This window comes from Roseibaca calidilacus, assembly GCF_001517585.1.
Taxonomy (GTDB): domain Bacteria; phylum Pseudomonadota; class Alphaproteobacteria; order Rhodobacterales; family Rhodobacteraceae; genus Roseinatronobacter; species Roseinatronobacter calidilacus.
The window spans coordinates 224,448-250,782 of sequence record NZ_FBYC01000001.1 but is presented as its reverse complement, the minus strand read 5'-3'; the positions used below and the strand labels follow the sequence as shown (position 1 = coordinate 250,782).

At 60.4% G+C, this 26,335-nt stretch carries 24 protein-coding genes; 3 read left to right on the top strand and 21 right to left on the bottom strand.

All coding sequences use genetic code 11. The annotated features are described in order from the left end of the window. Positions 1-4: 4 nt before the first annotated feature. The 21 genes from rpsC to ubiA all read right to left on the bottom strand — a co-directional run bounded on the left by rpsC (position 5) and on the right by ubiA (position 24,216). The gene (rpsC, locus tag AWT76_RS01005; RefSeq protein WP_072244314.1) at positions 5-706 is read right to left on the bottom strand and encodes a 30S ribosomal protein S3; all 702 of its coding nucleotides are present in this window, start codon (positions 704-706) and stop codon (positions 5-7) included. Beyond that, complete coding sequence (gene rplV, locus AWT76_RS01000) at positions 706-1,086, bottom strand: 50S ribosomal protein L22 (protein WP_072244313.1); 381 nt, start codon at positions 1,084-1,086, stop codon at positions 706-708. The genes rpsC and rplV overlap by 1 nt, the downstream gene beginning before the upstream one ends. Positions 1,087-1,089: 3 nt before the next feature. Then, on the bottom strand, positions 1,090-1,368 hold the full coding sequence (gene rpsS, locus AWT76_RS00995) for a 30S ribosomal protein S19 (protein WP_072244312.1): 279 nt from the start codon (positions 1,366-1,368) through the stop codon (positions 1,090-1,092). A 3-nt stretch (positions 1,369-1,371) separates the two neighbouring features. Next, positions 1,372-2,211: a 50S ribosomal protein L2 gene (rplB, locus tag AWT76_RS00990; protein WP_072244311.1), complete on the bottom strand. Its 840-nt coding sequence runs from the start codon at positions 2,209-2,211 to the stop codon at positions 1,372-1,374. A gap of 117 nt (positions 2,212-2,328) precedes the next feature. Beyond that, positions 2,329-2,625, bottom strand: a complete 297-nt coding sequence (locus AWT76_RS00985) for a 50S ribosomal protein L23 (RefSeq protein WP_072244310.1) — start codon at positions 2,623-2,625, stop codon at positions 2,329-2,331. Then, positions 2,622-3,242: a 50S ribosomal protein L4 gene (rplD, locus tag AWT76_RS00980; RefSeq protein ID WP_072244309.1), complete on the bottom strand. Its 621-nt coding sequence runs from the start codon at positions 3,240-3,242 to the stop codon at positions 2,622-2,624. Before rplD ends, AWT76_RS00985 begins: the two co-directional genes overlap by 4 nt. A 1-nt stretch (position 3,243) precedes the next feature. Beyond that, positions 3,244-4,080, bottom strand: a complete 837-nt coding sequence (gene rplC, locus AWT76_RS00975; RefSeq protein WP_072244308.1) for a 50S ribosomal protein L3 — start codon at positions 4,078-4,080, stop codon at positions 3,244-3,246. Positions 4,081-4,092: 12 nt separating this feature from the next. Then, the gene (gene rpsJ, locus AWT76_RS00970; protein ID WP_072244307.1) at positions 4,093-4,401 is read right to left on the bottom strand and encodes a 30S ribosomal protein S10; all 309 of its coding nucleotides are present in this window, start codon (positions 4,399-4,401) and stop codon (positions 4,093-4,095) included. Between the two features lie 102 nt (positions 4,402-4,503). Next, positions 4,504-5,679, bottom strand: a complete 1,176-nt coding sequence (gene tuf, locus AWT76_RS00965; protein WP_072244306.1) for an elongation factor Tu — start codon at positions 5,677-5,679, stop codon at positions 4,504-4,506. A gap of 88 nt (positions 5,680-5,767) precedes the next feature. Further along, a complete protein-coding gene (fusA, locus tag AWT76_RS00960; RefSeq protein ID WP_072244305.1) occupies positions 5,768-7,885 on the bottom strand; it encodes an elongation factor G in 2,118 nt (705 codons plus the stop codon). Positions 7,886-7,919: 34 nt separating this feature from the next. Next, positions 7,920-8,390 (bottom strand): 30S ribosomal protein S7, encoded by a 471-nt coding sequence (gene rpsG / locus AWT76_RS00955; protein ID WP_072244304.1) that lies wholly within the window; start codon positions 8,388-8,390, stop codon positions 7,920-7,922. Between the two features lie 12 nt (positions 8,391-8,402). Then, complete coding sequence (rpsL, locus tag AWT76_RS00950; RefSeq protein ID WP_026759053.1) at positions 8,403-8,774, bottom strand: 30S ribosomal protein S12; 372 nt, start codon at positions 8,772-8,774, stop codon at positions 8,403-8,405. A 247-nt stretch (positions 8,775-9,021) separates the two neighbouring features. Next, positions 9,022-9,936, bottom strand: coding sequence for a DMT family transporter (locus AWT76_RS00945; RefSeq protein ID WP_082700042.1), 915 nt, complete (start codon positions 9,934-9,936; stop codon positions 9,022-9,024). Further along, complete coding sequence (locus AWT76_RS00940) at positions 9,933-10,742, bottom strand: glycosyltransferase (protein ID WP_176699301.1); 810 nt, start codon at positions 10,740-10,742, stop codon at positions 9,933-9,935. The genes AWT76_RS00945 and AWT76_RS00940 overlap by 4 nt, the downstream gene beginning before the upstream one ends. 117 nt (positions 10,743-10,859) lie before the next feature. Further along, positions 10,860-15,089, bottom strand: a complete 4,230-nt coding sequence (gene rpoC, locus AWT76_RS00935) for a DNA-directed RNA polymerase subunit beta' (protein WP_072244302.1) — start codon at positions 15,087-15,089, stop codon at positions 10,860-10,862. Between the two features lie 98 nt (positions 15,090-15,187). After that, complete coding sequence (rpoB, locus tag AWT76_RS00930; RefSeq protein WP_072244301.1) at positions 15,188-19,324, bottom strand: DNA-directed RNA polymerase subunit beta; 4,137 nt, start codon at positions 19,322-19,324, stop codon at positions 15,188-15,190. A gap of 261 nt (positions 19,325-19,585) precedes the next feature. Beyond that, positions 19,586-19,963 carry a 50S ribosomal protein L7/L12 gene (gene rplL / locus AWT76_RS00925; RefSeq protein ID WP_071479236.1) on the bottom strand — a complete coding sequence of 126 codons (378 nt, stop codon included), beginning with the start codon at positions 19,961-19,963 and terminating at the stop codon, positions 19,586-19,588. A 72-nt stretch (positions 19,964-20,035) separates the two neighbouring features. After that, positions 20,036-20,551: a 50S ribosomal protein L10 gene (gene rplJ, locus AWT76_RS00920; protein WP_072244300.1), complete on the bottom strand. Its 516-nt coding sequence runs from the start codon at positions 20,549-20,551 to the stop codon at positions 20,036-20,038. 285 nt (positions 20,552-20,836) lie between these two features. Further along, complete coding sequence (locus AWT76_RS00915; protein ID WP_072244299.1) at positions 20,837-21,163, bottom strand: hypothetical protein; 327 nt, start codon at positions 21,161-21,163, stop codon at positions 20,837-20,839. 18 nt (positions 21,164-21,181) lie between these two features. Beyond that, entirely contained in the window at positions 21,182-23,206 is a 2,025-nt protein-coding gene (locus AWT76_RS00910; protein ID WP_082700041.1) for an OmpA family protein, read from the bottom strand. A 35-nt stretch (positions 23,207-23,241) separates the two neighbouring features. Beyond that, positions 23,242-24,216, bottom strand: a complete 975-nt coding sequence (gene ubiA, locus AWT76_RS00905; RefSeq protein ID WP_072244298.1) for a 4-hydroxybenzoate octaprenyltransferase — start codon at positions 24,214-24,216, stop codon at positions 23,242-23,244. Positions 24,217-24,228: 12 nt separating this feature from the next. Between ubiA and AWT76_RS00900 the strand changes: the two genes are divergently transcribed. From AWT76_RS00900 to AWT76_RS00890, 3 genes are read left to right on the top strand one after another with little or no spacing between them, the layout of a single operon-like run. Then, the gene (locus tag AWT76_RS00900) at positions 24,229-24,957 is read left to right on the top strand and encodes a 16S rRNA (uracil(1498)-N(3))-methyltransferase (RefSeq protein WP_072244676.1); all 729 of its coding nucleotides are present in this window, start codon (positions 24,229-24,231) and stop codon (positions 24,955-24,957) included. Next, entirely contained in the window at positions 24,954-25,799 is an 846-nt protein-coding gene (locus AWT76_RS00895; RefSeq protein ID WP_072244297.1) for a GNAT family N-acetyltransferase, read from the top strand. Before AWT76_RS00900 ends, AWT76_RS00895 begins: the two co-directional genes overlap by 4 nt. Then, complete coding sequence (locus AWT76_RS00890; protein ID WP_072244296.1) at positions 25,796-26,311, top strand: hypothetical protein; 516 nt, start codon at positions 25,796-25,798, stop codon at positions 26,309-26,311. The genes AWT76_RS00895 and AWT76_RS00890 overlap by 4 nt, the downstream gene beginning before the upstream one ends. Positions 26,312-26,335 lie beyond the last annotated feature (24 nt).

The window sequence follows — 26,335 nt, the reverse complement described above, 5'->3', positions numbered from 1 at the left end:
CGGCTCAGCGACGCGGGCGCTGTGCGCCGCCGCTGTCCTGAAGTTCCTGATGCCGACGATCGCGGGCTTGCGGATCATGCTCCATGATCTCGCCCTTGAAGATCCACACCTTCACACCGATGATGCCATAAGCCGTCAGGCCTTCGGAATGCGCGTAATCAATATCTGCCCGCAACGTGTGCAGCGGAACGCGACCCTCGCGATACCATTCGGTGCGCGCAATCTCTGCGCCGCCCAAACGGCCAGCCAGGTTCACACGGATGCCCAAGGCGCCCATGCGCATCGCGTTCTGCACCGCGCGTTTCATGGCGCGACGGAAGCTGACACGGCGTTCCAGCTGTTGCGTGATCGATTCTGCCACCAACTGCGCGTCCAGTTCCGGCTTGCGGATTTCGACGATGTTCAGGTGCAGGTCGGATGCGGTGAAGTTTGCCAGCTTCTTGCGCAGGGTTTCGATATCGGCGCCTTTTTTGCCGATAATGACACCCGGACGCGCCGTGTGGATCGTGACGCGGCACTTCTTGTGCGGACGTTCGATAATCACGCGGCTGATGCCAGCCTGCTTGCACTCTTCATGAATGAAGTCACGGATTTTAAGGTCTTCCAGCAACAGGTTGCCGTAATCCTTGCTTTCCGCGAACCAGCGGCTGTCCCAGGTCCGGTTGACCTGAAGGCGCATGCCAATCGGATTTACCTTGTGACCCATTATGCTTGCTCCTCGGCCTGGCGAACCTTGATGGTCAGTTCGGAAAACGGCTTCATGATCTTGCCGAAGCGACCGCGTGCGCGCGGACGGCCCCGCTTCATGACCAGGTTCTTGCCAACCCATGCTTCGGCCACAACCAACGCGTCTACATCCAGACCGTGGTTGTTTTCGGCGTTGGCAATCGCCGATTGCAGGCATTTCTTGACGTCGCCAGCAATACGCTTCTTGGAGAAGGTCAGATCGGTCAAAGCACGATCCACTTTCTTGCCGCGGATCATCGCAGCGACGAGGTTCAGCTTCTGCGGCGAAGTGCGCAGCATGCGCGTCTTCGCCATTGCTTCATTCTCGGCCACGCGGCGCGGATTTGTCTCTTTACCCATGGCTTATTTCCGTTTCGCTTTTTTGTCGGCCGCGTGCCCGTAATAGGTGCGCGTCGGCGAATATTCCCCGAACTTCTGGCCGATCATGTCTTCGGTCACATTGACGGGAACATGCTTTTTCCCGTTATAGACGCCGAAGGTCAGACCAACGAACTGGGGCAGGATGGTCGAGCGGCGCGACCAGATCTTGATGACTTCATTGCGACCCGACTCGCGTGCTTTTTCCGCTTTTTTCAAAACGTAAGCATCGACGAAAGGGCCCTTCCAAACTGAACGTGCCATGGATTAGCGACCCTTCTTCTTCGCGTGGCGAGACCGCAGAATATACTTGTCGGTCTGCTTGTTGGAGCGCGTCTTGCGACCCTTGGTGTCTTTACCCCAAGGCGTAACCGGCGTCCGGCCACCCGAGGTGCGACCTTCACCACCACCATGGGGGTGATCGATCGGGTTCATCGCGACACCGCGCACCGACGGGCGCTTGCCCTGATGACGGGTGCGGCCAGCTTTACCGAAATTCTGGTTCGAATGGTCGGGGTTGGACACCGCGCCAATGGTGGCGAAGCATTCCTGGCGCACAAGGCGCAGCTCGCCCGAGGACAGGCGGATCTGCGCGTAGCCACCGTCACGACCCACGAACTGGGCATAGGTGCCAGCCGAACGCGCGATCTGACCGCCCTTGCCGGGCTTCATCTCGATGTTGTGGACGATCGTGCCGATGGGCATGCCCGAGAACGGCATCGCATTGCCCGGCTTGATATCAGCCTTGGCGCTTGCGATCACCTTGTCACCCACAGCCAAACGCTGCGGCGCCAAGATGTAAGCCTGCTCGCCATCTTCATATTTGACAAGCGCGATGAAGGCCGTGCGGTTCGGGTCGTATTCGATCCGTTCCACGGTAGCCGGAACATCCAGTTTGTTGCGCTTGAAATCGACAATGCGATACAGGCGCTTCGCGCCACCGCCGATGCGGCGTGCGGTAATCCGTCCGGTGTTGTTCCGACCGCCCGATTTGGTCAAACCCTGCGTAAGGGCCTTGACCGGGCGACCTTTCCAAAGCTCCGAACGGTCGATCAGAACCAGCCCACGCTGGCCCGGCGTCGTCGGTTTATACGACTTGAGTGCCATGCTTTCTGTCTTCCGTTAGCTCTGGACCAAAAGGTCCGGTTTCGTCAATCGGCGCGCGTTGCGCCAAATAACCAACGGCCCCGAGAGCGTCGGGGCCGCTGAGTCGCGTCTCACTTATCAAAGCCCGGTGGTCACGTCGATAGCATTTCCCTCTTCGAGCGTGACATAGGCTTTCTTGACATCCTTGCGGCGGCCTTTGACCCCGCGGAACGTCTTGGTCTTGCCCTTGGTGATAGAGGTGTTCACCGCTTTCACCTTCACGCCGAAGATCGCTTCGACCGCATCCTTGATCTGCGGCTTATTCGCATCGACCGCCACCTCGAACACAACCGCGTTGGCTTCAGACGCCATCGTGGCCTTCTCGGTGATGATCGGCTTGCGGATCACGTCGTAATGTTCAGCTTTCACGCTCATGCCAGTCGAGCCTCCAGTGCTTCAAGACCCGCACGGGTGATGACCAGCGTGTCGCGGCGCAGGATGTCATAGACATTCGCCCCGATCGACGGCAGCACATCGACACCATCCAGGTTGCGCGCGGCGCGGGCGAAATTCTCGCTCACTTCCGCACCGTCGATAATCAGGGCCTTTTTCCAGCCCAGGTCCTTGGCGGCCTTGGCCAGCACGGCGGTCTTGGCTTCGGCCATATCGGTCGAATCCAGAACAACAAGCTTGCCAGCGCCCGCCTTGGCGGACAGCGCCATGCGCAGGCCCAGAGCACGCACCTTCTTGGGAAGGTCATGCGCATGGCTGCGCGGGGTCGGCCCCTTGTAAACACCACCTTTGCGGAAAATCGGCGCGTTCCGGTCACCATGGCGTGCGCCACCGGTGCCCTTCTGGCGGTAGATCTTCTTGGTGGAATAGCTGGTTTCCGACCGGGTTTTTACCTTGTGGGTGCCAGCTTGGGCTTTCGCCCTCTGCCAGCGCACCACGCGGTGTAGGATGTCGGCGCGCGGCTCGAGGCCGAAAATGGCCTCGTTCAGCTCGACTTCGCCGGCTTTGCCCGCTTGCAGGTTAACGATGTCGAGTTTCATATCACTCGCCTTCCTTCTTATCGGCTTCGATCTGTGCCTCGGCCGCTTTCAAAGCAGCTTCCTGCTCTGCGGCTTCGGCTTCCAGAGCGGCCTGACGGGCTGCTTCTTCCTCGGCAGCGGCAGCAGCGGCAGCTTCTTCAGCAGCCTTGCGCGCGGCTTCGGCGGCGGATTTCAGCGCAGCAGGCATGATCGCGTTCTCGGGGAACGGCTTTTTCACCGCATCCTTGATCGTGACCCAGCCGCCCTTGGACCCGGGGACAGCGCCCTTGACCATGATCAGGCCGCGCTCGCTATCGGTGCGCACAACCTGAAGGTTCTGGGTCGTCACACGGGCAGCACCCATGTGACCCGCCATCTTCTTGCCCTTGAACACCTTGCCGGGGTCCTGACACTGGCCCGTGGACCCGTGCGAACGGTGGCTGATCGACACACCATGCGAGGCGCGTAGACCGCCAAAATTGTGGCGCTTCATAGCACCGGCAAACCCCTTACCGATCGAGGTGCCCGCGATATCCACGAACTGACCTTCGAAGTAATGGTCGGCGGTGATTTCCTCACCCACATCGATCATGCAATCGGGGCTGACGCGGAATTCGGCCAGTTTGCGCTTGGGCGCAACGCTTGCCTTGGCGAAATGACCACGCATCGGGGCTGCGACACGCTTGGCTTTCGCCGTGCCCGCACCCAACTGAACAGCCGTATACCCATCCCGGTCCGCAGTCCGCTGAGCGACGACCTGCAACCCATCAAGTTGAAGGACCGTCACGGGAACTTGCCGCCCGTCCTCCATGAACAGCCGGGTCATGCCCAGCTTCTTTGCGATAACTCCAGAGCGCATTGTCCTGGCTCCTTACACTTTGATCTCGACATCGACACCGGCGGCGAGGTCGAGCTTCATCAGCGCGTCCACGGTCTGCGGGGTCGGGTCGACAATGTCGAGAAGACGTTTATGCGTGCGGATCTCCCACTGGTCGCGCGATTTCTTGTCGACATGCGGACCACGAAGAACCGTGAACTTTTCAATCTTGTTCGGCAGCGGGATCGGACCGCGCACCTGGGCGCCCGTCCGCTTGGCCGTGTTCACGATTTCCTGCGTGCTAGCATCTAGCACGCGGTAATCGAAGGCCTTGAGCCGGATGCGGATATTCTGACCTTGCATCTTCTTTTCCCTCGAAAGGCGTGGTGCGTGGAAACCACGCACCCTACCCGTCACAATATGCGATGATCTTCGACGCACCTGACAGGGCGCGCCGATGACGCATCACTTGATGATTTTCGACACGACGCCTGCGCCGACGGTGCGGCCGCCTTCACGGATGGCGAAGCGCAGCTTCTCTTCCATGGCGATGGGCGCGATCAGCTCGACCTCGAATTTCAGGTTGTCGCCGGGCATCACCATTTCCGTGCCTTCGGGAAGCTGGACCGTGCCGGTCACATCCGTCGTGCGGAAGTAGAATTGCGGGCGATAATTCGCGAAGAACGGGGTGTGGCGGCCGCCTTCTTCCTTGGTCAGGATATAGGCCTCGGCTTCGAAATGCGTGTGCGGCGTCACCGATTTCGGCTTGCACAGCACCTGCCCGCGCTCGACATCTTCACGGCCAATGCCGCGCAGCAGCGCACCGATATTGTCGCCAGCCTCACCCCGATCCAGCAGCTTGCGGAACATTTCCACACCCGTGCAGGTCGTGGTCTTGGTGTCGCGAATGCCCACGATCTCGATCGAATCGCCCACATTGATGACGCCGCGTTCCACACGACCGGTCACAACCGTGCCGCGGCCGGAAATCGAGAACACGTCCTCGATCGGCATCAGGAAGGGCTGGTCCACGGCGCGCTCGGGCGTCGGGATGTAGCTGTCAACAGCGGCCAGCAGCTCGCGGATCGAGTTCTCGCCGATTTCCGGGTCACGCCCTTCCATCGCGGCCAGAGCCGAGCCTTTGATGATCGGAATATCGTCGCCCGGGTAGTCGTAGGAGGACAGCAGCTCGCGGATTTCCATTTCCACCAGCTCCAGCAGTTCCTCGTCATCGACCTGGTCGACCTTGTTCATGTACACAACCATGAACGGAATGCCCACCTGACGGCCCAGCAGGATGTGCTCGCGCGTCTGCGGCATCGGGCCGTCAGCAGCGTTCACCACCAGGATCGCGCCGTCCATCTGCGCCGCACCGGTGATCATGTTCTTGACGTAGTCGGCGTGGCCGGGGCAGTCCACATGGGCGTAGTGACGCGCTTCGGTTTCATATTCCACATGCGCGGTCGAGATCGTGATCCCGCGCGCCTTTTCTTCGGGCGCACCGTCAATCTGGTCATAGGCCCGGAAATCACCGAAATACTTCGTGATCGCCGCCGTCAGCGTCGTCTTGCCATGGTCAACATGGCCAATCGTGCCGATGTTCACATGCGGTTTCGTCCGGTCAAACTTTGCTTTTGCCATGGTGGCATCTCCTTTTCTCGGGGGGCGGTGCGCGCAAGCGCGCACCCTACGGTTTGTAGGGTGCGTGGTAACCCACGCACCGCTGCTATCAGGCGTATTTCTTCTGGATCTCTTCGGACACGTTCTGCGGAACCGGCTCGTAATGGTCGAACTGCATCGTAAAGTTCGCGCGCCCCGAAGACATGGACCGCAGCGTGTTGATGTAGCCGAACATGTTTGCAAGCGGCACGAAAGCGTTGATGGCGATCGCGTTGCCGCGCTGTTCCTGACCGGTCACTTGGCCACGACGCGAGGTCAGGTCGCCGATCACCGAACCCGTGTATTCCTCGGGCGAGATAACTTCGACCTTCATCATCGGTTCCAGCAGCTTCGCGCCGGCCTTTTTCAGACCTTCGCGCATGGCCATCCGCGATGCGATTTCAAACGCCAAGACCGACGAGTCGACATCGTGATATTTGCCGTCCAGCAGCGCGACCTTGAAGTCGATCACCGGGAAGCCTGCCAAAGGACCGGAGTCCATGACAGAGTTGATGCCCTTTTCGACGCCCGGAATGTATTCTTTCGGGACCGTGCCGCCGACGATGCGGGATTCGAACGAATAGCCTTCGCCCGGTTCGGTCGGGCTGATTTCCAGCTTGACCTCTGCGAACTGACCAGAACCACCCGACTGCTTCTTGTGGGTGTAGGTGTGTTCGATCTTGTGGCTGATCGTTTCACGATAGGCCACCTGCGGCGCACCGATATTCGCTTCCACCTTGAATTCGCGCTTCAGACGGTCGACCAGAATGTCGAGATGAAGCTCGCCCATGCCCTTCATGATGGTCTGACCCGATTCCAGATCGGTTTCGACGCGGAAAGACGGATCCTCGGCGGCCAGACGTGCCAGACCTTGGCTCATCTTTTCTTGGTCAGCCTTGGTTTTGGGTTCCACGGCAATCTCGATCACGGGATCGGGGAAGGTCATGGTTTCCAGAACCACCGGCTTGGCCGGATCGCACAGCGTGTCACCCGTCGTGGTCTCTTTCAGGCCGGCAAGTGCGATAATGTCACCAGCCGCGGCCCAATCGATTTCCTCGCGCGAGTTCGAGTGCATCATCATCATGCGACCGACGCGCTCTTTTTTGCCCTTGGTCGAGTTCAGGATGCCGTCGCCTTTGCTGATGACGCCCGAATAGATGCGGGTAAAGGTCAGCGAACCGACGAACGGGTCGTTCATGATCTTGAACGCCAGACCGGCAAAAGGCTGACCGTCATCGGCAGACCGCGGAATGTCGCGGGTCTCTGTCTCGTCCTTCGGGTCGAACCCCATATAGGCGGGCACGTCCAGCGGGCTGGGCAGATAGTCGGTCACGGCGTTCAGCAGCGGCTGGACACCTTTGTTCTTGAACGCAGAACCGGTGCAAACAGGCACGAAATCCAGTGCCAGCGTGCCTTTGCGGATCAGGCGGCGCAGGGTCGCTTCGTCGGGCTCGTTGCCTTCAAGATAGGCTTCCATCACGTCGTCGTCCTGATCGCAGACGATTTCGATCATGTTGGCGCGCCATTCGTCGGCCAAGTCCTTCAGATCGTCACGGATCGGCTGACGGGTCCAGCTTGCGCCCAGATCCTCGCCACGCCAGGTCCATTCTTCCATCGCGATAAGGTCGATGATGCCTTCCAGCTGATCCTCTGCGCCGATGGGCAGCTGGATCGGCAGCGGGGTCGCACCGGTGCGGTCCTTGATCATCTTCACGCAGTTGAAGAAGTCTGCGCCGATTTTGTCCATCTTGTTGACGAACACGATGCGCGGAACTTTGTAGCGGTCAGCCTGACGCCAGACGGTTTCGGTCTGCGGCTCTACCCCGGCATTGCCGTCGAGCAGGCAGATCGCACCGTCGAGCACGGCCAACGACCGCTCAACTTCGATGGTGAAGTCAACGTGGCCGGGAGTATCGATGATGTTGAAGCGGTGCTTCTCACCGATCTGGTTTTCGCCATCGATGGTCTTGGCCCAGAAGGTGGTCGTTGCAGCAGAGGTGATCGTGATGCCACGCTCTTGTTCCTGCTCCATCCAGTCCATGGTGGCCGCGCCGTCATGGACTTCGCCAATCTTGTGCGACTTGCCGGTGTAATACAGGATGCGCTCGGTCGTCGTGGTCTTTCCGGCGTCAATATGCGCCATGATCCCGAAGTTGCGGTAGCGCTCTAGGGGGTATTCGCGTGCCATGATCTAGTTCCTCAGGCTTGCAGAAATAACTGGATTACCAGCGGTAATGGCTGAATGCCTTGTTAGCATCGGCCATCTTGTGGGTGTCTTCCCGCTTCTTGACGGCAGACCCGCGCGAGTTGACGGCATCGACCAGCTCGGCGGCCAGACGCTCTTCCATCGTGTTCTCGTTGCGGGCGCGCGCAGCTTTGATAAGCCAACGGATCGCCAGTGCTTCGCGGCGGGTCGGGCGCACTTCGACGGGCACCTGGTAGGTGGCACCACCAACGCGGCGCGAGCGCACTTCGACGGACGGCTTGATGTTGTCGAGCGCTTCGTGGAACACCTCGATGGGCGCGCGCTTCAGCTTGCCCTCGACCCGGTCCATTGCGTTATAGACGATCGATTCAGCGACCGATTTCTTACCGTCGATCATGAGGTTGTTCATGAATTTCGACAGGACCATGTCGCCGAACTTTGCGTCCGGCAGGATTTCGCGCTTTTCAGCGGCGTGACGACGAGACATCTGAACTTCTCCTTACTTCGGACGCTTCGCGCCATATTTCGAACGGCGTTGCTTACGGTCTTTCACGCCCTGCGTATCCAGAACGCCGCGCAGGATGTGGTAACGCACACCGGGAAGGTCTTTGACGCGGCCGCCGCGAATCAGCACGACAGAGTGCTCTTGCAGGTTGTGCTTTTCGCCGGGGATGTAGCTGATGACTTCATACCCATTGGTCAGGCGCACCTTGGCAACCTTCCGCATAGCCGAGTTCGGCTTTTTCGGCGTCGTGGTGTAAACGCGCGTACAAACACCACGCTTCTGGGGGCACTGCTCCAGATGCATGGACTTGGAGCGCTTGACTTTCGGCTGCCGCGGCTTGCGGATCAGCTGTTGGATCGTTGGCATTCCGGTTCTTCCCGTTTCAACCCGTGTTCATGACGCTTTATGCGCCTCTCATGTTTGCGCCCAATCCCCGAAAGGCAGAACGCAGAATACCGCTTGCGTCCCCAAGGGTGGGGGCGCCGCGGTGGAATTCCAGAGGATCGGGGCGCTTAGCCCGGATCTTGACCGCTACTAATCTGAGTCGCACCGCCACACAGAAAAGTCTGCGATAGGTGGATTGTGGGGCGTATAGGTGGAGTCGCAGGTGTTGTCAACACTCGCCGGGCGCGCGTGGCAATGCTGCTTTGGCGGCCAATGCACGGCGGCGCGCCCGGCCCTCGCGGTAAAGCGTATAGACCCCTGTTGCGACCACGATCGCGCTGCCTGCGAAGGTCAGCGGTGCGGGCCATTCCGACAGCACGAACCACCCCAGCACCAGCGCCGCCAACAGTGAGGCATACCGAAACGGGGCAACGAATGTCAGCTCTCCGGTGCGCATGGCAAGGATGACAAGGTAATAGCCCAGCACCGTGAACACCACGGTTCCGCCCAGCCAAGCCCATGACAGGGCAGCAGGCACGACCCAGTGTTCCGTCACCGATCCCACCGCGCCCATCAATGTAACCCCGATGGCCGTGGTCAGCGCCACCATGCTAGAGGGCACGCCCTTGGCCATGACCCGCGTGGTCAGATCGCGCAGCGTGACCATTAAGACGCACAGCAACGCATGGACAGAAGCCATGGTAAAACTGTCGGTTCCGGGCCGCACGATCAGCATGACCCCGCCCATACCGATCAGAATGGCCGACAGCCTGCGCCAGCCCAGCGGCTCTTTCAGAAATAGGTAGGCCGCAGCCGCAACAGTCAGCGGCACGACCTGCAAAATGGCCGTGACCGCCGCCAAGGGCATGTGGAACAACGCGTTGAAGAAGAAGAACGCCGCCCCCATTTCCGCGCCCGACCGCATGGCCAGCAGCCACCTGTCTTTCGGCACCAGCGCGCTGATCTTGGCACGCTGCATCCACAAAAGCAGGGCAAAGATCAGCGACACCACGACCCCGCGCATGGTGATGATCTGGAACATGCCAAGATTGTCGCCCAGCAGCTTTAGAAAGGTGTCGTTCACCGCAAATGCGCTGGACCCGGTCATCATGAACACAGCCGCGCGCAGGTTGTCGGTCATCATGGATGCAGCGCCATCAACTCTGCTCGCGTGAACGGAAAGCGGGTTGCCATGATCTGGTCCAGTTCCGCATCGGAATAGTCTTTTTCCACACCATAAACGCGCGCGCCGGAATCGTTGTCGCCATGCACCGAACGAATGAAATGCGGCGTCATGGAATCGGTGTAGCAATTCCACCTTGTGTGAATTTGCCGATGATCGGTCGAAAAGATCGTGGGCCGCATACCCTTGGGCGCGATCATACCCATCCCGATGCCCAGAGGCAGGCTTTCAATAACGCCGAACAGCTTGTTCCCACCTTCTGCGATTTTCAGAAACAGCCCGTTGTTGAAAGCAATGACTGTCGGCGTATCCACGCCCGAAATCTGCAACACCATCGGGGCAAGGCGCTTTTGCTCGGCGACGCAATCAAGGCTCATGGCGTCGTCATCATCCAACCGCAGAGAGATGACATGCGAGGGCGCTTCGGTGCACAGGTCCAACACTTTCTTGGTGGCTGCGAAATTCTTCATCGGTGGCAGCGCGATGATCCGGGCCTTGGCCAATGGCCTGACAAGATCGGTCAGGCGTTTGCGCCATGCCAGCGGGAAATCCGATCCGATCAGTATGGCCGTCGTGAAATCCGCATCGGTCTGGGCCAGAAGCGAGCGCAGCGTCAGGGCCTCGAACAGCTTGAAACGCCGGGCCAAGCGGGCCTCGTTATACAGCGTTGCGCGGTTGGCGTCTAAACCGCCATGCGTCAGCCGCCAGCCATTTTCGCCAAGGTAGGAAAACCGGATCACGACGATGACCTGAGGCGTGAAATCCATGCGCATAACCCTTTTGCGGAATACTGCTGAAGGATTGCCTGATGCATGTGTAAAAGAAAAGCCCCCGCGCAAAGCGATGCGCGGGGGCGGTTGGTTCAGGTCGTATCAGGTGCCGCGTCAGTCGTCGCGCTTGCCGAACACGACATCGGCTTCGCTTTGCGCGGCAGGTTCGGGCGCTGCCAATGCTGCGGCGGCCTCTGCCTCTGCGCGGCGCGCATCCAGCACCTTCTTGTCGCGGTCGGCTGCCAATTGGCGCACCTTGGCAACAACGCCGCCAGTTCCCGCCGGGATCAACCGGCCCACGATGACGTTTTCCTTCAGGCCCACAAGGTGGTCGCGTTTGCCCTGCACCGATGCTTCGGTCAGAACACGCGTGGTTTCCTGGAAGGACGCAGCAGAGATAAAGCTGCGCGTCTGCAAGCTGGCCTTGGTAATGCCCAGCAGAATCGGCTCGCCCTTGGCCGGTTCCAGACCCATGGAAATGGCCTTGGCGTTGGCTTCCTCGAACTCGATCTTGTCGACATTCTCGCCCTTCAGAAGCGTGGTCTGGCCAGAGTCCAGGATTTCCCACTTCTGAAGCATCTGGCGAACGATCACCTCGATATGCTTGTCGTTGATCTTCACGCCTTGCAGACGATACACGTCCTGCACTTCGTCAATCAGGTAGTTCGCAAGCGCCTCGATCCCCAGAATGCGCAGAATGTCATGCGGGGCGGGGTTGCCGTCCATGATGTAATCGCCGCGCTGGATGAAATCACCTTCCTGCACGGGGATGTGCTTGCCCTTGGGCACAAGGTATTCCACCGGCTCCAGCGTGTCATCGGCAGGCTCGACGGTGATGCGGCGCTTGTTCTTGTAGTCCTTGCCAAAGCGCACATAGCCGTCCATCTCGCAGATGATGGCGTGATCCTTGGGGCGGCGTGCTTCGAACAATTCCGCCACCCGCGGCAGACCGCCGGTGATGTCCTTGGTCTTGGCACCCTCGCGCGGAATACGCGCAACCACGTCACCAGCTTGCAGGTCTTGCCCATCTTCGACCGACAGAATGGCATCCACGGACATCGGATAGGTAATCGGGTTGCCCTGCTCGTTGCGCAGCGGCTCTCCGGTTTCCGGGTCCATCAGGATGACTTCTGGTTTCAGGTCGCCACCCTTCGCGGTCGAACGCCAGTCGCTGACGATCTTCTGCGACATGCCGGTGGCGTCGTCGGTTTCCTCGCGCACCGACAGGCCCGCCAGAAGGTCGACAAACCGCGCACGACCCGAGGTTTCGGCAATGATCGGCAGGGTATAGGGGTCCCATTCGAACAGCTTGTCACCGCGTTCGACCTGCTGACCGTCCTTGACGAACAGCTTGGAACCGTAACCCGGCTTGAAGGTCGCCCGCTCGACACCATTGGCATCGATGATGACGATCTGCACCGAACGGCCCATCACGATCTGCTCGCCTGCCGCATTTTGCAGACTGTGGGCATTGCGCAATTCGATCGTCCCGGAGGCATTCGCCTCTTGGAAGGACTGGCTACCCCCCTGAGCGATCCCGCCGATGTGGAAGGTCCGCATGGTCAACTGTGTGCCCGGCTCGCCAATCGACTGCGCCGCGATGATCCCCACGGCCTCGCCTTGGTTGACCATCGTGCCGCGCGCAAGGTCGCGCCCGTAACACTTGGCGCAAACGCCTTCTTCAGCTTCACAGGTCAGCGGCGAGCGGATCTTGACCGTGGCGATGCCAGCGGCCTCGATATCATCCGCGTCGCGCTCGTCGATCAGGCTGTTACGCGCGACCAATACCTCGCCAGAGGCCGGGTCGATCACGTCTTCCGCCGTCACGCGGCCCAGAATGCGCTCTGCCAGCGACGCGATGATCTCACCATCATTCACCGCCGCTTGCGCGGTGATGAACATATCGGTTCCGCAATCATCCATGCGCACGATGCAATCCTGCGCCACGTCCACCAGACGACGCGTCAGGTAGCCCGAGTTCGCGGTTTTCAGCGCGGTATCGGCCAGACCCTTGCGGGCACCGTGGGTCGAGTTGAAGTATTCAAGAACGGTCAGACCTTCCTTGAAGTTCGAGATGATCGGCGTTTCGATGATCTCGCCCGAAGGCTTGGCCATCAGCCCGCGCATCCCGCCCAGCTGTTTCATCTGTGCGGGCGAACCACGCGCCCCGGAATGCGACATCATGTAGACCGAGTTCGGCTCCAGTTCGCGGCCTTCCTCGTCGCGGCGCACGGCCGAAATCTCGCCCATCATGGCGTTTGCCACGGTGTCGGAACACTTCGACCAAGCGTCGACCACCTTGTTGTATTTCTCGCCCTGCGTAATCAGACCATCAAGGTATTGCTGTTCGAATTCCTTGACCTGTTCACGGGTCTCGTTCACCTGCTCCCATTTGGCATCGGGGATCAGCATATCGTCCTTGCCAAAGGAAATCCCGGCGCGGAACGCTTCGCGGAAACCAAGGGTCATGATCTGGTCGCAGAAAATGACCGATTCCTTCTGCCCGCAATACCGGTAGACCGTGTCGATGACCGTCTGCACGTCTTTCTTGCGCAACAGGCGGTTGACCAGTTCGAAGGGCGCTTTTGCATTCAGCGGCAGCAACGCGCCCAAGCGCAAACGGCCCGGCGTGGTTTCCACACGCTTGGTCACTTCGTTCCCGTCTTCGTCGATCTGGGTAATGCGACACTGGATCTTGGCGTGCAGATGCACGTCGCCATTGGCCAGCGCATGTTCCACTTCGTCGATAGATGCAAAGATCATGCCTTCGCCGGTCATGCCCTCGCGCATCATGGTAACGTAGTACAGACCCAACACCATATCCTGCGACGGCACGATGATCGGTGCACCGTTGGCAGGCGACAGCACGTTATTGGTCGACATCATCAGCACGCGCGCTTCCAACTGCGCTTCCAGCGACAGCGGAACGTGGACGGCCATCTGGTCACCGTCGAAATCGGCGTTGAAGGCGGAACACACCAGCGGGTGAAGCTGGATCGCCTTGCCTTCGATCAAGATCGGTTCAAACGCCTGAATGCCCAGACGGTGCAACGTGGGCGCGCGGTTCAACAGAACCGGGTGCTCGCGGATCACCTCGTCCAGAATATCCCAAACTTCGGGGCGCTCTTTCTCGACCAGCTTTTTCGCCTGTTTCACGGTGCTGGACAGGCCCTTGGCCTCTAGCCGCGAATAGATGAACGGCTTGAACAATTCGAGCGCCATCTTCTTGGGCAGGCCACACTGATGCAGCTTCAGCTCCGGCCCGGTCACGATGACGGATCGGCCCGAGAAATCCACGCGTTTGCCCAAAAGGTTCTGACGGAACCGGCCCTGCTTGCCTTTCAGCATGTCGGACATGGATTTCAGCGGACGTTTGTTATTGCCCGTGATGACCCGGCCACGACGGCCATTGTCGAACAGCGCATCGACCGATTCCTGCAACATGCGCTTTTCGTTGCGCACGATGATATCAGGCGCGCGCAGTTCGATCAGGCGCTTCAGTCGGTTGTTGCGGTTGATAACCCGGCGATACAGGTCGTTCAGGTCAGACGTGGCGAAACGGCCACCATCCAACGGCACCAGCGGGCGCAGTTCCGGCGGGATGACCGGCAGAACAGTCATGATCATCCATTCCGGGCGGTTGCCGGATTCGATGAAATGCTCGACCACTTTCAGCCGCTTGATGATCTTCTTGGGCTTCAATTCGCCCTTGGCTTCCTTCAGCTCCTCGCGCAGGCGGGTCGCTTCATCGTCAAGGTCGATATTTGCCAGCATTTCGCGGATCGCTTCGGCGCCGATATTGGCGGTAAAAGCGTCGGCGCCATACTGGTCTTGCGCGTCGAGGAATTCTTCCTCGTTCATCAACTGGCCATAGGTCAGGTCGGTCAGACCCGGCTCGATCACCACATAGTTTTCAAAATAAAGGATGCGCTCCAAGTCACGCAGCGTCATGTCCAGCATCAGACCAATGCGCGACGGCAGCGATTTCAGGAACCAGATATGCGCAACGGGGCTGGCCAATTCGATATGGCCCATACGCTCGCGGCGCACTTTTTGCAGGGTCACTTCCACGCCGCATTTCTCGCAGACAACGCCGCGATATTTCATGCGCTTGTATTTGCCGCACAAGCATTCGTAATCTTTGATCGGGCCAAAGATGCGCGCGCAAAACAGGCCGTCACGTTCTGGCTTGAACGTGCGATAGTTGATGGTTTCGGGTTTCTTGATCTCACCATAGGACCAAGAGAGGATACGCTCCGGCGAGGCCAGCGACACCTTGATCTGATCAAAGGTCTTGGTCTGGGCCAGCGGGTTGAACGGGTTGGTGGTCAGTTCCTGGTTCATTTCATATTCCTAAAAGACTGGCGGTGGAAGGAAGCGCGACACCGTTTTCTTGCAAAGAAAACGGACCGGACCCTTTGGAAGGGTCCGGCGCGTGCCGCTTACTCATCCTCCTTCGAATCCAGGAGTTCCATGTTCAGGCCAAGGCCGCGGACTTCCTTCACCAGCACGTTGAAGGATTCGGGCACGCCGGCCTCGAAATTGTCTTCGCCCTTGACGATCGATTCATAGACCTTGGTTCGGCCAGCAACATCATCCGACTTGACCGTCAGCATCTCTTGCAGGGTGTATGCGGCACCATAGGCTTCCAATGCCCAGACTTCCATCTCACCCAGACGCTGACCCCCGAATTGCGCCTTACCGCCCAGAGGCTGCTGCGTGACAAGGCTGTACGGCCCGGTCGAGCGCGCGTGCAGTTTGTCATCCACCAAGTGGTGCAGCTTGAGCATGTATTTCACACCCACGGTGACGTTGCGGGCGAATTTCTCGCCCGTCCGACCGTCGAACACCGCCGACTGCCCCGAGGTGTCAAAGCCCGCGCGGGTCAGCGCATCGTTGACATCGGCTTCTTTTGCCCCGTCGAAAACGGGGGTGCCGATGGGAACGCCCTTGGTCACGGTCGATGCAGAGCCGACAAGCGCGCCATCGTCCATGTTTTCGAACACTTCGGAATAGGTATCGTCGCCATAGCCGATGCGCATGGCTTCGCGCACAGGGGTCATGTCGCCCGAGCGGCGGTATTCCTGCAACGCTTCGTCAATCTGCACACCCAAGCCCCGCAGCGCCCAGCCCATATGGGTTTCCAGAATCTGGCCCACATTCATGCGCGACGGCACGCCCAGCGGGTTTAGAACCATGTCAACCGTGGTGCCGTCAGCCAGGAAAGGCATATCTTCGACCGGAACGATCTTGGAGATAACACCCTTGTTGCCATGGCGCCCGGCCATCTTGTCGCCCGCTTGCAGCTTGCGCTTCACGGCGACGAAGACCTTGACCATCTTCATCACGCCCGGCGGCAGGTCGTCGCCGCGGCGAACCTTTTCGACCTTGTCGTCGAAACGGGCCTGAAGCTGGCGCTTCTGCTGGTCGTAGAGCGCGTTGAGCGCTTCGACTTCCTGCGCTTCGCCTTCGTCTGCCAGCGCCAATTGCCACCACTGGCCACGGCTAAGGCTGGAGAGCAATTCCTCGGTAATCTCGGAATTGGCTTTCACACCTTTCGGGCCTTTGACAGCGGTCTTGCCCAGAATCAACTGCTGCAAACGGCCATAGATGTTGCGTTCAAGGATTTCCAACTCGTCATCGCGGTCGCGCGACAGGCGTTCGATTTCCTCACGTTCGATCTGAAGCGCACGCTCGTCTTTTTCCACGCCGTGACGGTTGAACACCCGAACCTCGACAATCGTGCCGTAGGCGCCGGGCGGCAGACGCAGCGAGGTATCGCGCACATCCGATGCCTTTTCACCAAAGATGGCGCGCAGCAGCTTTTCTTCCGGCGTCATCGGGCTTTCGCCCTTGGGAGTGACCTTGCCGACCAGAATATCGCCTGCCCCTACTTCGGCCCCGACATAGACGATGCCCGCTTCGTCAAGGTTGCGCAGCGCTTCCTCGCCCACATTGGGGATATCGCGGGTAATCTCTTCCGGCCCCAGCTTGGTGTCGCGGGCGGCCACTTCGTATTCGTCGATATGGATCGAGGTGAAGACGTCATCCTTCAGGATGCGCTCCGAGATCAGGATCGAGTCTTCGTAGTTGTAACCATTCCACGGCATGAAGGCGACGACCACGTTGCGCCCCACGGCCAATTCGCCCAAATCGGTGCAAGGACCGTCAGCGATGACCTGACCGCGCGTAACCTGTTCGCCCACCGTCACCAGCGGACGCTGGTTGATGCAGGACGACGCGTTGGACCGCTTGAACTTGCGCAGGCGGTAAATATCCACGCCCGGTTCGCCCGGTTCCAGCATTTCCGTGGCGCGCACAACGATACGCTGCGCATCGACCTGGTCGATGACACCGGCGCGGCGGGACATGATCGCAGCCCCCGAATCGCGGGCCACGGTCGCTTCCATACCGGTGCCGACCAGCGGCGCGTCGGCCTGCAACAGCGGCACGGCCTGACGCATCATGTTCGACCCCATCAGCGCGCGGTTGGCATCGTCATTTTCCAAGAACGGAATGAGCGAAGCCGCGACCGATACAAGCTGCTTGGGCGACACGTCGATCAGGTCGACATTCTCGACCGGGTTCAGCATGAAATCGCCGCCGACACGGGTCGAGACCATTTCATTCACGAACCTGCCTTCTTCGTCCAGAACCGCGTTGGCCTGCGCCACGGTGTGGCGCTGTTCCTCGGTGGCAGACAGGTAAACCACCTCATCCGTCACCTTGCCATCGACAACCTTGCGATAGGGCGTTTCGATAAAGCCATATTTGTTCACCCGCGCAAAGGTCGCGAGAGAGTTGATAAGACCGATGTTCTGACCTTCCGGCGTTTCAATCGGGCACATGCGGCCATAATGGGTCGGGTGCACGTCGCGCACCTCGAAACCAGCGCGCTCGCGGGTTAGACCGCCCGGCCCAAGCGCGGACAAGCGGCGCTTGTGGGTCACTTCGGACAGCGGGTTGGTCTGGTCCATAAATTGCGACAGTTGCGACGACCCGAAGAATTCACGCACCGCGGCGGCTGCCGGTTTCGCGTTAATCAGGTCTTGCGGCATGACCGTGTCAATCTCGACCGAGGACATGCGCTCGCGGATCGCGCGCTCCATGCGCAGCAGGCCGACGCGATACTGGTTTTCCATCAGCTCGCCCACGGATCGAACGCGGCGGTTGCCCAGGTGGTCGATATCGTCCACCTCGCCCTTGCCGTCGCGCAGTTCCACCAGACCACGCACACAGGCCACGATATCTTCGGGGCGCAGCGTGCGCAGGGTATCGGGCGCGTCCAGTTGCAGGCGCATGTTCATCTTCACCCGGCCCACGGCGGACAGGTCGTAACGCTCGGAATCGAAGAACAACTGGTCGAACAGGGCAGAGGCCGTGTCATAGGTCGGCGGCTCACCCGGGCGCATGACGCGGTAGATGTCATGCAGCGCGGTTTCGCGGTTCCAGTTCTTGTCGGCGGCCATGGTGTTGCGGATGTAAGGTCCAACCGTCACACCGTCGATGTCCAGCACGTCAATCTCGGTGATGCCGTTGTCCAGCAGGGTCTTGAGCGTGCCGCCCTTGACCTCGCCATCCTTGTCCAGTTCCCAGGTCAACTCATCCCCGGCTTCGACATAGATCGCGCCGGTTTCTTCGTTGATGATGTCATTGGCCACATAGCGCCCGACAATATTGTCGAACGGCACAAGCAAGTCGGTCACTTCGCCCGCGTCGATCAGCTTCTTGACCATGCGCGGCGTCATCTTGTCGCCGGCCTTGCAGATCACTTCGCCAGTGGCGGCATCGATCAGGTCCATGGTCGGACGGGTGCCGCGCACGCGCTCGGGGAAGAACTTGGTGACCCAGCCCTTGTTCTTCTCAAGGCGGAACTTCACCTTGTCGTAATAGGCATCCATGATCGCGTTCTGATCCATGCCCAGTGCGTAGAGCAGGCTGGTCACGGGCAGCTTGCGGCGGCGGTCGATGCGCGCGAATACAAGATCCTTCGCGTCAAACTCGAAATCCAGCCAAGAGCCGCGATAGGGGATGATGCGGCAAGTGAACAGCAGTTTGCCCGAGCTGTGCGTCTTGCCTTGGTCATGGTCAAAGAACACGCCCGGCGAGCGGTGCATCTGGCTGACGACCACGCGTTCGGTGCCGTTCACGATAAACGTGCCGTTGCCGGTCATAAGCGGCATGTCACCCATGAACACGTCTTGTTCCTTGATATCCTTGACCGATTTCGCGCCGGTTTCTTCCGAGATATCGAACACGATCAGGCGCAGAGTCACCTTCAGCGGCGCGGCATAGGTCATGTCACGCTGCATGCATTCTTCGGTGTCGTATTTCGGCTTTTCCAGCTCGTATTTCACGAATTCCAGCGTTGCGGTTTCGTTGAAATCCTTGATCGGGAAAACCGACTGAAACACACCCATAATACCTTCGCCGTCCAACGGCTTGTCGGCATCGCCTGAGCGCAGGAACAGGTCATAAGATGATTTCTGAATCTCGATCAGATTCGGCATCTCCAGCACTTCGCGGATTTTGCCGAACATCTTGCGGATGCGTTTCGGGCCAACAGGGGTTTGCGCCATATGCGTGGTCACCTTCTATGTCTTCGCGGGCGGGCGGGCTGTCGGGCCTCAGCCGCCGGCCGCTTGCGAAATGGGTCAGAGGCTCTATTCCTGCGAACCCTCCCACAGGTCCGCTCCCGAGCCGATCACTTTCCCTGGACAACCCTCTGGGCAATTAAGCCAATACAAAGAGCTGTCCAGAAACAGCGATAAACTGGGGCCAGATATGCTCTGGCCCCAGTTTCAATTTTATGGGGTCGAGATGCCGCGCATCCCGCCCGATTACTTGAGCTCGACTTTCGCGCCAGCTTCTTCAAGCTTCTTCTTGATTTCTTCGGCTTCCTCTTTCGGAGCGCCTTCTTTCACGGCCTTGCCACCAGCTTCGACCAGGTCCTTGGCTTCTTTCAGGCCCAGACCGGTGATGCCGCGAACTTCTTTGATGACCGCGATCTTGTTGGCGCCGGCTTCGACGAGGACGACGTCGAATTCGGTCTTTTCTTCGGCAGCGGGGCCAGCATCGCCTGCCGGGCCTGCCATCATCACAGCGCCGCCAGCAGCGGGCTCGATGCCGTATTCATCCTTCAGGATGGTTTTCAGTTCTTGTGCTTCCAGCAGGGTCAGGTTCACGATCTGCTCTGCAAGTGCTTTAAGGTCAGCCATTGTTCTGTTCCGTTCTGTTCAGGTTTGTTTGTCCAACGCGGGCGCGCACGCGCCACGCGGGCCATGGGTTGCTTATGCCGCTTCGCGCTCTTCGAGCGTCGAAAGGATGCCGGCAATATTGGAAGCAGGCGCACCGATCGCACCGGCGATGTTGGATGCAGGCGCACCAATGCACGACACGACCTGAGCGATAAGCTCTTCGCGCGAGGGCATGGCAGCCACAGCCTTGACACCATCCGGGTTCAGCGCCGAACTGCCCATTGCACCGCCCAGAACCACCAGCTTGGGGTTCTCTTTGGTGTAATCCTGAACCACCTTCGCAGCCGCGACGGGGTCTTCGGAATAGGCAAGAACGGTCATTCCTGTCAGAAGGCCGGAAATGCTTTCGCAAGGCTTTCCTTCAAGGGCGATCTTGGCGAGCTTGTTCTTGGCGACACGCACGGCTCCGCCCGCTTCGCCCATGCGAGCGCGCAGAACCTGCATCTCTGCAACCGTGAGGCCAGCGTAATGTGCTACCACAACCACGCCAGAGCTTTCGAAGATCTGGCCGAGTTCCTCGACCACTTTCTCTTTTTGGGCTCTATCCACAGGGTCTCTCCAATTTTCGAGGGGTTGCCCCCTCGGCTCGTTGCGTCGGGCTGTTACCCCCGACAAGAGGTCCGAACGGGCACTCTCCAATTTCGCCCGAGGAAAACCCCGGTCAGAAAATTGTCTCTGTCCCGCCTCAGGCAGGATTTATGATGCAAGGCATCACCCACCGTCTCGGACGAATCATCCAAGGCAAAACCTGACGGATTTGCCCTAGACGTGTGGCGTGTTAGTCGAAACGGGGCAGGATGCCAAGTGCCAATTTCCCGCAAAACGGGCAAGGCGCTATTGCTGTGTGCCGCCCTGCATCTGTCCGCGGTAATACTCGGCCTCTGCGCGCGCCTCGCGGACACCGGCCATCGCCGCGTCAACTTCTGCTTCCAATTGCTTGATGCGCGCTGTCAGATCACGCTCGCGGGTTTCGACATAGGTGATGGCCTGATCGCGGATTTCCTCAGCCTCGTGCAAGGCTTGGGCCATATTGTCCAATTCGCCCAGATCTTGCTGGCGTACCCGCGTGAAGCGATGGATCAACCAATTGGTGAACCACCCCAGCGCAAAAGCCACGAACAGCACAAGCGCGGTGACAAGAACAAATTGCATACGGTTCATGTTAGGCAGTCCTGTTGCTTATTCGGGCCGATCCGGGCGGGTGCGGGGGCGAAGGGCGGCCTCTTCGGCCGGGCTAACACGGATTGCAAGGTCCGATTCGTCAAGCAGCTCTTGCGGTTCTGCGGCCTCGGCGGTGGCCGCTTCCGCTGGCGCGGTTTCCGCACGCGCCGCTTCCAAAGATGCGCCAATCAGCGAAAATTCAATCCGGCGGTTGGCTTCGCGCCCTTCTTCCGTGCCATTGTCGGCAACGGGAAATTCGGGGCCGTAGCCTTTCGCCTCGAACTCGCTGACAAGCGCACCGCGCGCCATCAGCCCGGCCACCACCGCTTCGGCGCGCTGCTGGCTTAGCCGCATATTGGTTTCAAGGCGGCCTTGGCTGTCGGTATGGCCCGCGACCTCCATGCTCATGCGGCCACAGCCGCGCAGCACTTCTGCAATATCGTCCAGAATGCCAACGGCATCGGCACTGATAGAGGTAGAGCCGGGATCAAAGGTGATCTTGCGCTCTGCGATGATTTCCTCAATCCAGCCTTGGCACCGCGCCGGGGTGGGCATTTGCGCGACCGGGTCCAACGCCTCGTCATAGCTCACGTCCAACTCGAACACCGCGCGCTCGCCCAACTTGTCAGCCAGCAAGCGCGAGATCTGGTCAGACGCATCCGCCAGCCCAGAGACGCCCGAAATCTCTACCAAATCCGGTGTGACGCGCACATCGCCCGTATTCAGGTAGCTCAGGACATCGACCGCCAGAAGCGCGCGCAGCGGCCAGCCCCCCGGCAAATCGGGGTCAAGCCGCGCGGCCATGGTAACAGCATTCGGCCCGAAATTGGCCTGCGCAAGGCTGCGCACCGCGTCGCGCGTGCGCGCGTCGGTCAGGCGGCCGGATAATGTCACGCCTCCATTTGCGACAAGGCGGGCGGCGAATTCTGCTTCGCTCTCTGACACGGCAAGCTCGGAATCACTTGGCGGCAGGCGCACCGCATCCAGCGAAAACGCTTCTGGCAAGCGGGTTTCCAAGGCACCGACCTGCGTGTCGAACATGTCGGACTCGACCGATGCAGGCACCATCAAGGACACATCGGTATCCGAGAAGGTGACAGTGCCGCGCCCCATGCTGGCAACCGCGTTCAACGCTTCGACCACACCTTCCTGCCAATCCGGGGTCGGCGCACCCAGACCGACCACGCAGTCCAGCCGCCCTTTGGCACCGGCTGCGCGCGCGGCATCAAGGATCGCGGTCCGGGCTTCTTGCGTATCGGCCGCGCAAGCATCGAACCGCGCACCCGACTCGTCCAGCACGAAACGCAAGGTAAAGGGGCTGATCGCGGGGCGCGGGGCGCTGATATCCAGCGCGGCGATCACATCGCGCGGGCGCTTGCGGCCAAGGTCCACGCGAATGCGGTCGCGCTCTGCCTCGGAATCGGACAGCCCGATCACATTCACCCGGCCGGCCGAGATTGAAATCTTGGCCGCTTCCAGCGACGCCAGCGCATGCAGCGCAAAATCCGTCGCACTGGTCCAAGCAAAAGGTTCTGGATAGCCTGCGGTTTCCAGCATGTTCTCGACAGACAATTCAGCATCTATATCTTCGACCCGCGACAGAAACCTGTCCATGTCGAACGCCCAAGGCACAAGCCCGACCATCTGCACATCCAAACCGTTGCGCAGGATTTCCATAGAAAACTCCGGCGCGGCAATCTCGGTCGCGGGCGTGACCGAGACTTCATCCAAGATGCGCTCGGCAGACACGATCTGGTTCGCGGTGCTGATCGCCTTGAAGCGCTCGGCCTCTGTCGGGGCCTCGCCGCTCAGGCGCACCAACAGCCCGTCGGTGTCGACTTCGGCCCAATCCAGCCCCTCGGCGACAAGGGCATTTGATGTTTCCCGCGCGACCACGTTTTCCAAGGCCCGGGCGCTTAGCTGGGCCGCCCCAAGCGCAAGTATTGCCGCAAGGACAAAGGCAGCCGCCGTCATCGCGTGCCATTTGAACCGGGCCAGCACTGCGAATGCCGCAGAGAGCAATTGGTCGAAGAAACGTTTCATGCCTGTCCCCTAGCGCCTTCGCACGAGCCGCGCAATCAGGCGAAAAGGGCAGCGGCAAGAAACAGCGCAGGCAGTAACCCGGCATCGCGGTTCGACCGGAACAGCTTCAGGCAGATCGCGCCATCATCAATGTCCAGCTTGGTCAACTGCCATTGCATGTGCCACCCCATGGCCCAGGCCCCGCCCAGCCCGATGGACATGGCCAGCGGGTTCGCCAAGGGTGCCAGGGCGTAAATGATCGCCAGCGACATCAGCACGACCGTCGCGACCAGAAACCCGCGCAACCATTTGTCGGTGTTGGCGCCAAACAGCCGCGCGGTGGATTTCACGCCGATCAGCGCGTCATCCTCGCGGTCCTGATGGGCGTAGATGGTGTCGTAGAACAGCGTCCAGCTTATGCCCGCCAGATACAGAAAGATCGCGGGCAGGCCCAAACTGCCGGTTTGCGCCGTCCAGGCCAGAACCGCGCCCCAGTTAAAGGCCAGCCCCAGAAACACCTGCGGCCACCATGTAAAACGCTTGGCAAAGGGGTATATCGCCACCAGCGCCAGCGACAGCACCCCAAGCCCGATGGCCGCCCAGTTGAAAGTGAACAGGATCAACGCCGCCACACCGGTTTGCACCCCCATCCAGATCAGCGCTTGCCGCGTCGTGACCTGCCCGGACGGGATGGGGCGCGAGCGGGTGCGCGCGACCTTGTCGTCTATGTCGCGGTCGGTCACGTCATTCCATGTGCAGCCAGCGCCGCGCATCAGCACCGCACCCACGCCGCAGGCGGTGAATATCCAGACCGTCAGCCAACCCGCCGTATCGGGGGCAGAGGCTGCACCGAGAAACGCCCCCCACCAGCAGGGCAGCAGCAACAACCATGTGCCGATGGGCCGGTCGATACGCGACAGCCGCAGATAGGGGCGCAGATTTGCGGGCGCGTGCCGGTCCACCCAATTCTGCGCATAGGCATCGGCCACGGGGGTGTCCGTGCCCTCTGGCCTTTGCGGGTGATTGTCCATAAATTCGGCCTCATGTCTGGCGAAGCGGTCAAGATACGGCTCTATCTAGAGCAGCCTTTGGGGGCGGGGCAAGGGTTGGACCTGTCCCGCGACCATGCGCATTACCTGTTCAACGTCATGCGGCTGGGGCCGGGGGGCTTTGTGGCCGTGTTCAACGGGCGCGATGGCGCTTGGATGGCAGAAGTGGCAGAGGCCGGCAAACGCGGTGGAACGCTGATTTGCCAGCACCAGATTGCCCCGCAGCGCAACCCGCCCGACCTGTGGCTGATCTTTGCGCCGATCAAGAAAGCGCGCACCGATTTCATCGTGGAAAAGGCGGCAGAAATGGGCGCCGCGCGTATTCTGCCGGTGCAGACCGATTTCACCAATTCCGACCGTATCCGGCAAGACCGGCTGCAAGCCCATGCGATTGAGGCCGCAGAGCAATGCGGCGGCACCTTCGTGCCGGTGGTGGATGACCTGCAACCCCTCTCGCGCCTGTTGGCTGCGTGGCCCGAAGGGCGCGCGCTGATCTGGGCGGATGAAGGGCTGGCAGACAGTGCCCCCCCGTGCCCGCCGCCGCCGGCCCCCGCCGCGCTGCTGATCGGTCCCGAGGGCGGGTTTTCAGCGTCCGAACGCGACCGACTCCGGCGCTTGCCGATGGTGCATCCCATCTCGCTTGGTCCGCGCATTTTGCGCGCCGATACCGCCGCCGTCGCGGCCCTGACCTTGTGGCAATCCACGGCCGGAGATTGGCAATGATCCGCAAAGCTGGCCCCAAGGACACTGCCGCGCTTGGCGCGTTTCTCGAAGCGCATATCGACAGCTCGATGTTCCTGTTGGGCAATCTGGACGCTTATGGCACAGACAACACTGACCACCCGTATGGCACGACTTTCTTCCTGCAAGAAACTGGCGATGGGATAATCGGCGTGTTCGGGGCCACCAATGGCGGGTTGCTGATGTGTCAGATCCCGCGCCTTACCGCGTTGGAAGCGCAGACCTATTCCCATCTGCTGAAGGGCTACACCTTGCGCGGTATGACCGGCGCGACAGAGCAGGTGGCGCTTATCCTGAACGCGCTGCCGCTGACCGGCGCGGTTTGGCAGATCAACCATGACGAGCCGCTTTGTGCGTTGGACCTTGCCGCGCTGGCTGCGCCAGATGCCACCCTGCGCGCGCCCGCAGACCATGACCGCGACACGCTGACCGGCTGGTTTGACGCCTATATGACCGAAACACGCACCCATCCGGGGGGCGATGCCGCGCAACACCGGGCGGCGACTGCCATCACCTCTGGCCGGGTGCGCCTGTTGGTGGAACACGGGCAGATCACCGCCATGACCGGGCTGAACAGCGCCACGCGCGGCGTGGTGCAGATTGGCGGTGTATTCGTGCCGCCAGAGTTGCGCGGGCAGGGCCGGGCGGGCCGTGTTATCGCCGCACATCTGGCCGAGCTACGCGAACAGGGCGCACAGCGTGCCATCCTGTTCGCCAATTCCGACCATGCCGCGCGCGCCTATGCGCGGATCGGGTTTGCACAGATCGGCCAATACCGCGTCGCGCTGCTGCAAGCGCCGCTGACCTTGGGCAATCCAGCATGAGGCTGATCCGCCCCGAATTGACCGACGCCTTGCGCCGCTGGTCAGAGGTTCTGGCCAGCCTTGGCCTGTCTGGGTTTGGCCTGTGGATGCTGCAAAGCCATGACCGGTTCATCCAGATCCTTGGCACCGCGATCATTGCCACGGGTCTGGGGCTGGCACTGGTGGCTTGGCGGCGGATGCGCTTTCACCGTGATACCGATGCACCGGGCATCGTGCAGGTGGTTGAAGGGCAGATCAGCTATTTTGGGCCGGAAACCGGCGGCTTTGTCGGGATCGGGCAGGTCGTGGAATTGCATCTGGTCGACCATGGCCAGACATGGCGGCTTGTCACGCCGGACGAAAGCTTGCATATCCCGGTCGCGGCGCAGGGCAGCGACGCACTGTTTGATGCCTTTGCCCAGTTTGCGGGCCTTCGCATGGTCGATGTTCTGAGCGCGCTGGACCACCCACAGCCCGCGCGTGTGCTATGGTTGCATCCCAGCCGACGGCCCAGCCGTCTTGCCAAGGCTTGACTTGGCCGCACGCCCGGCCCAAGT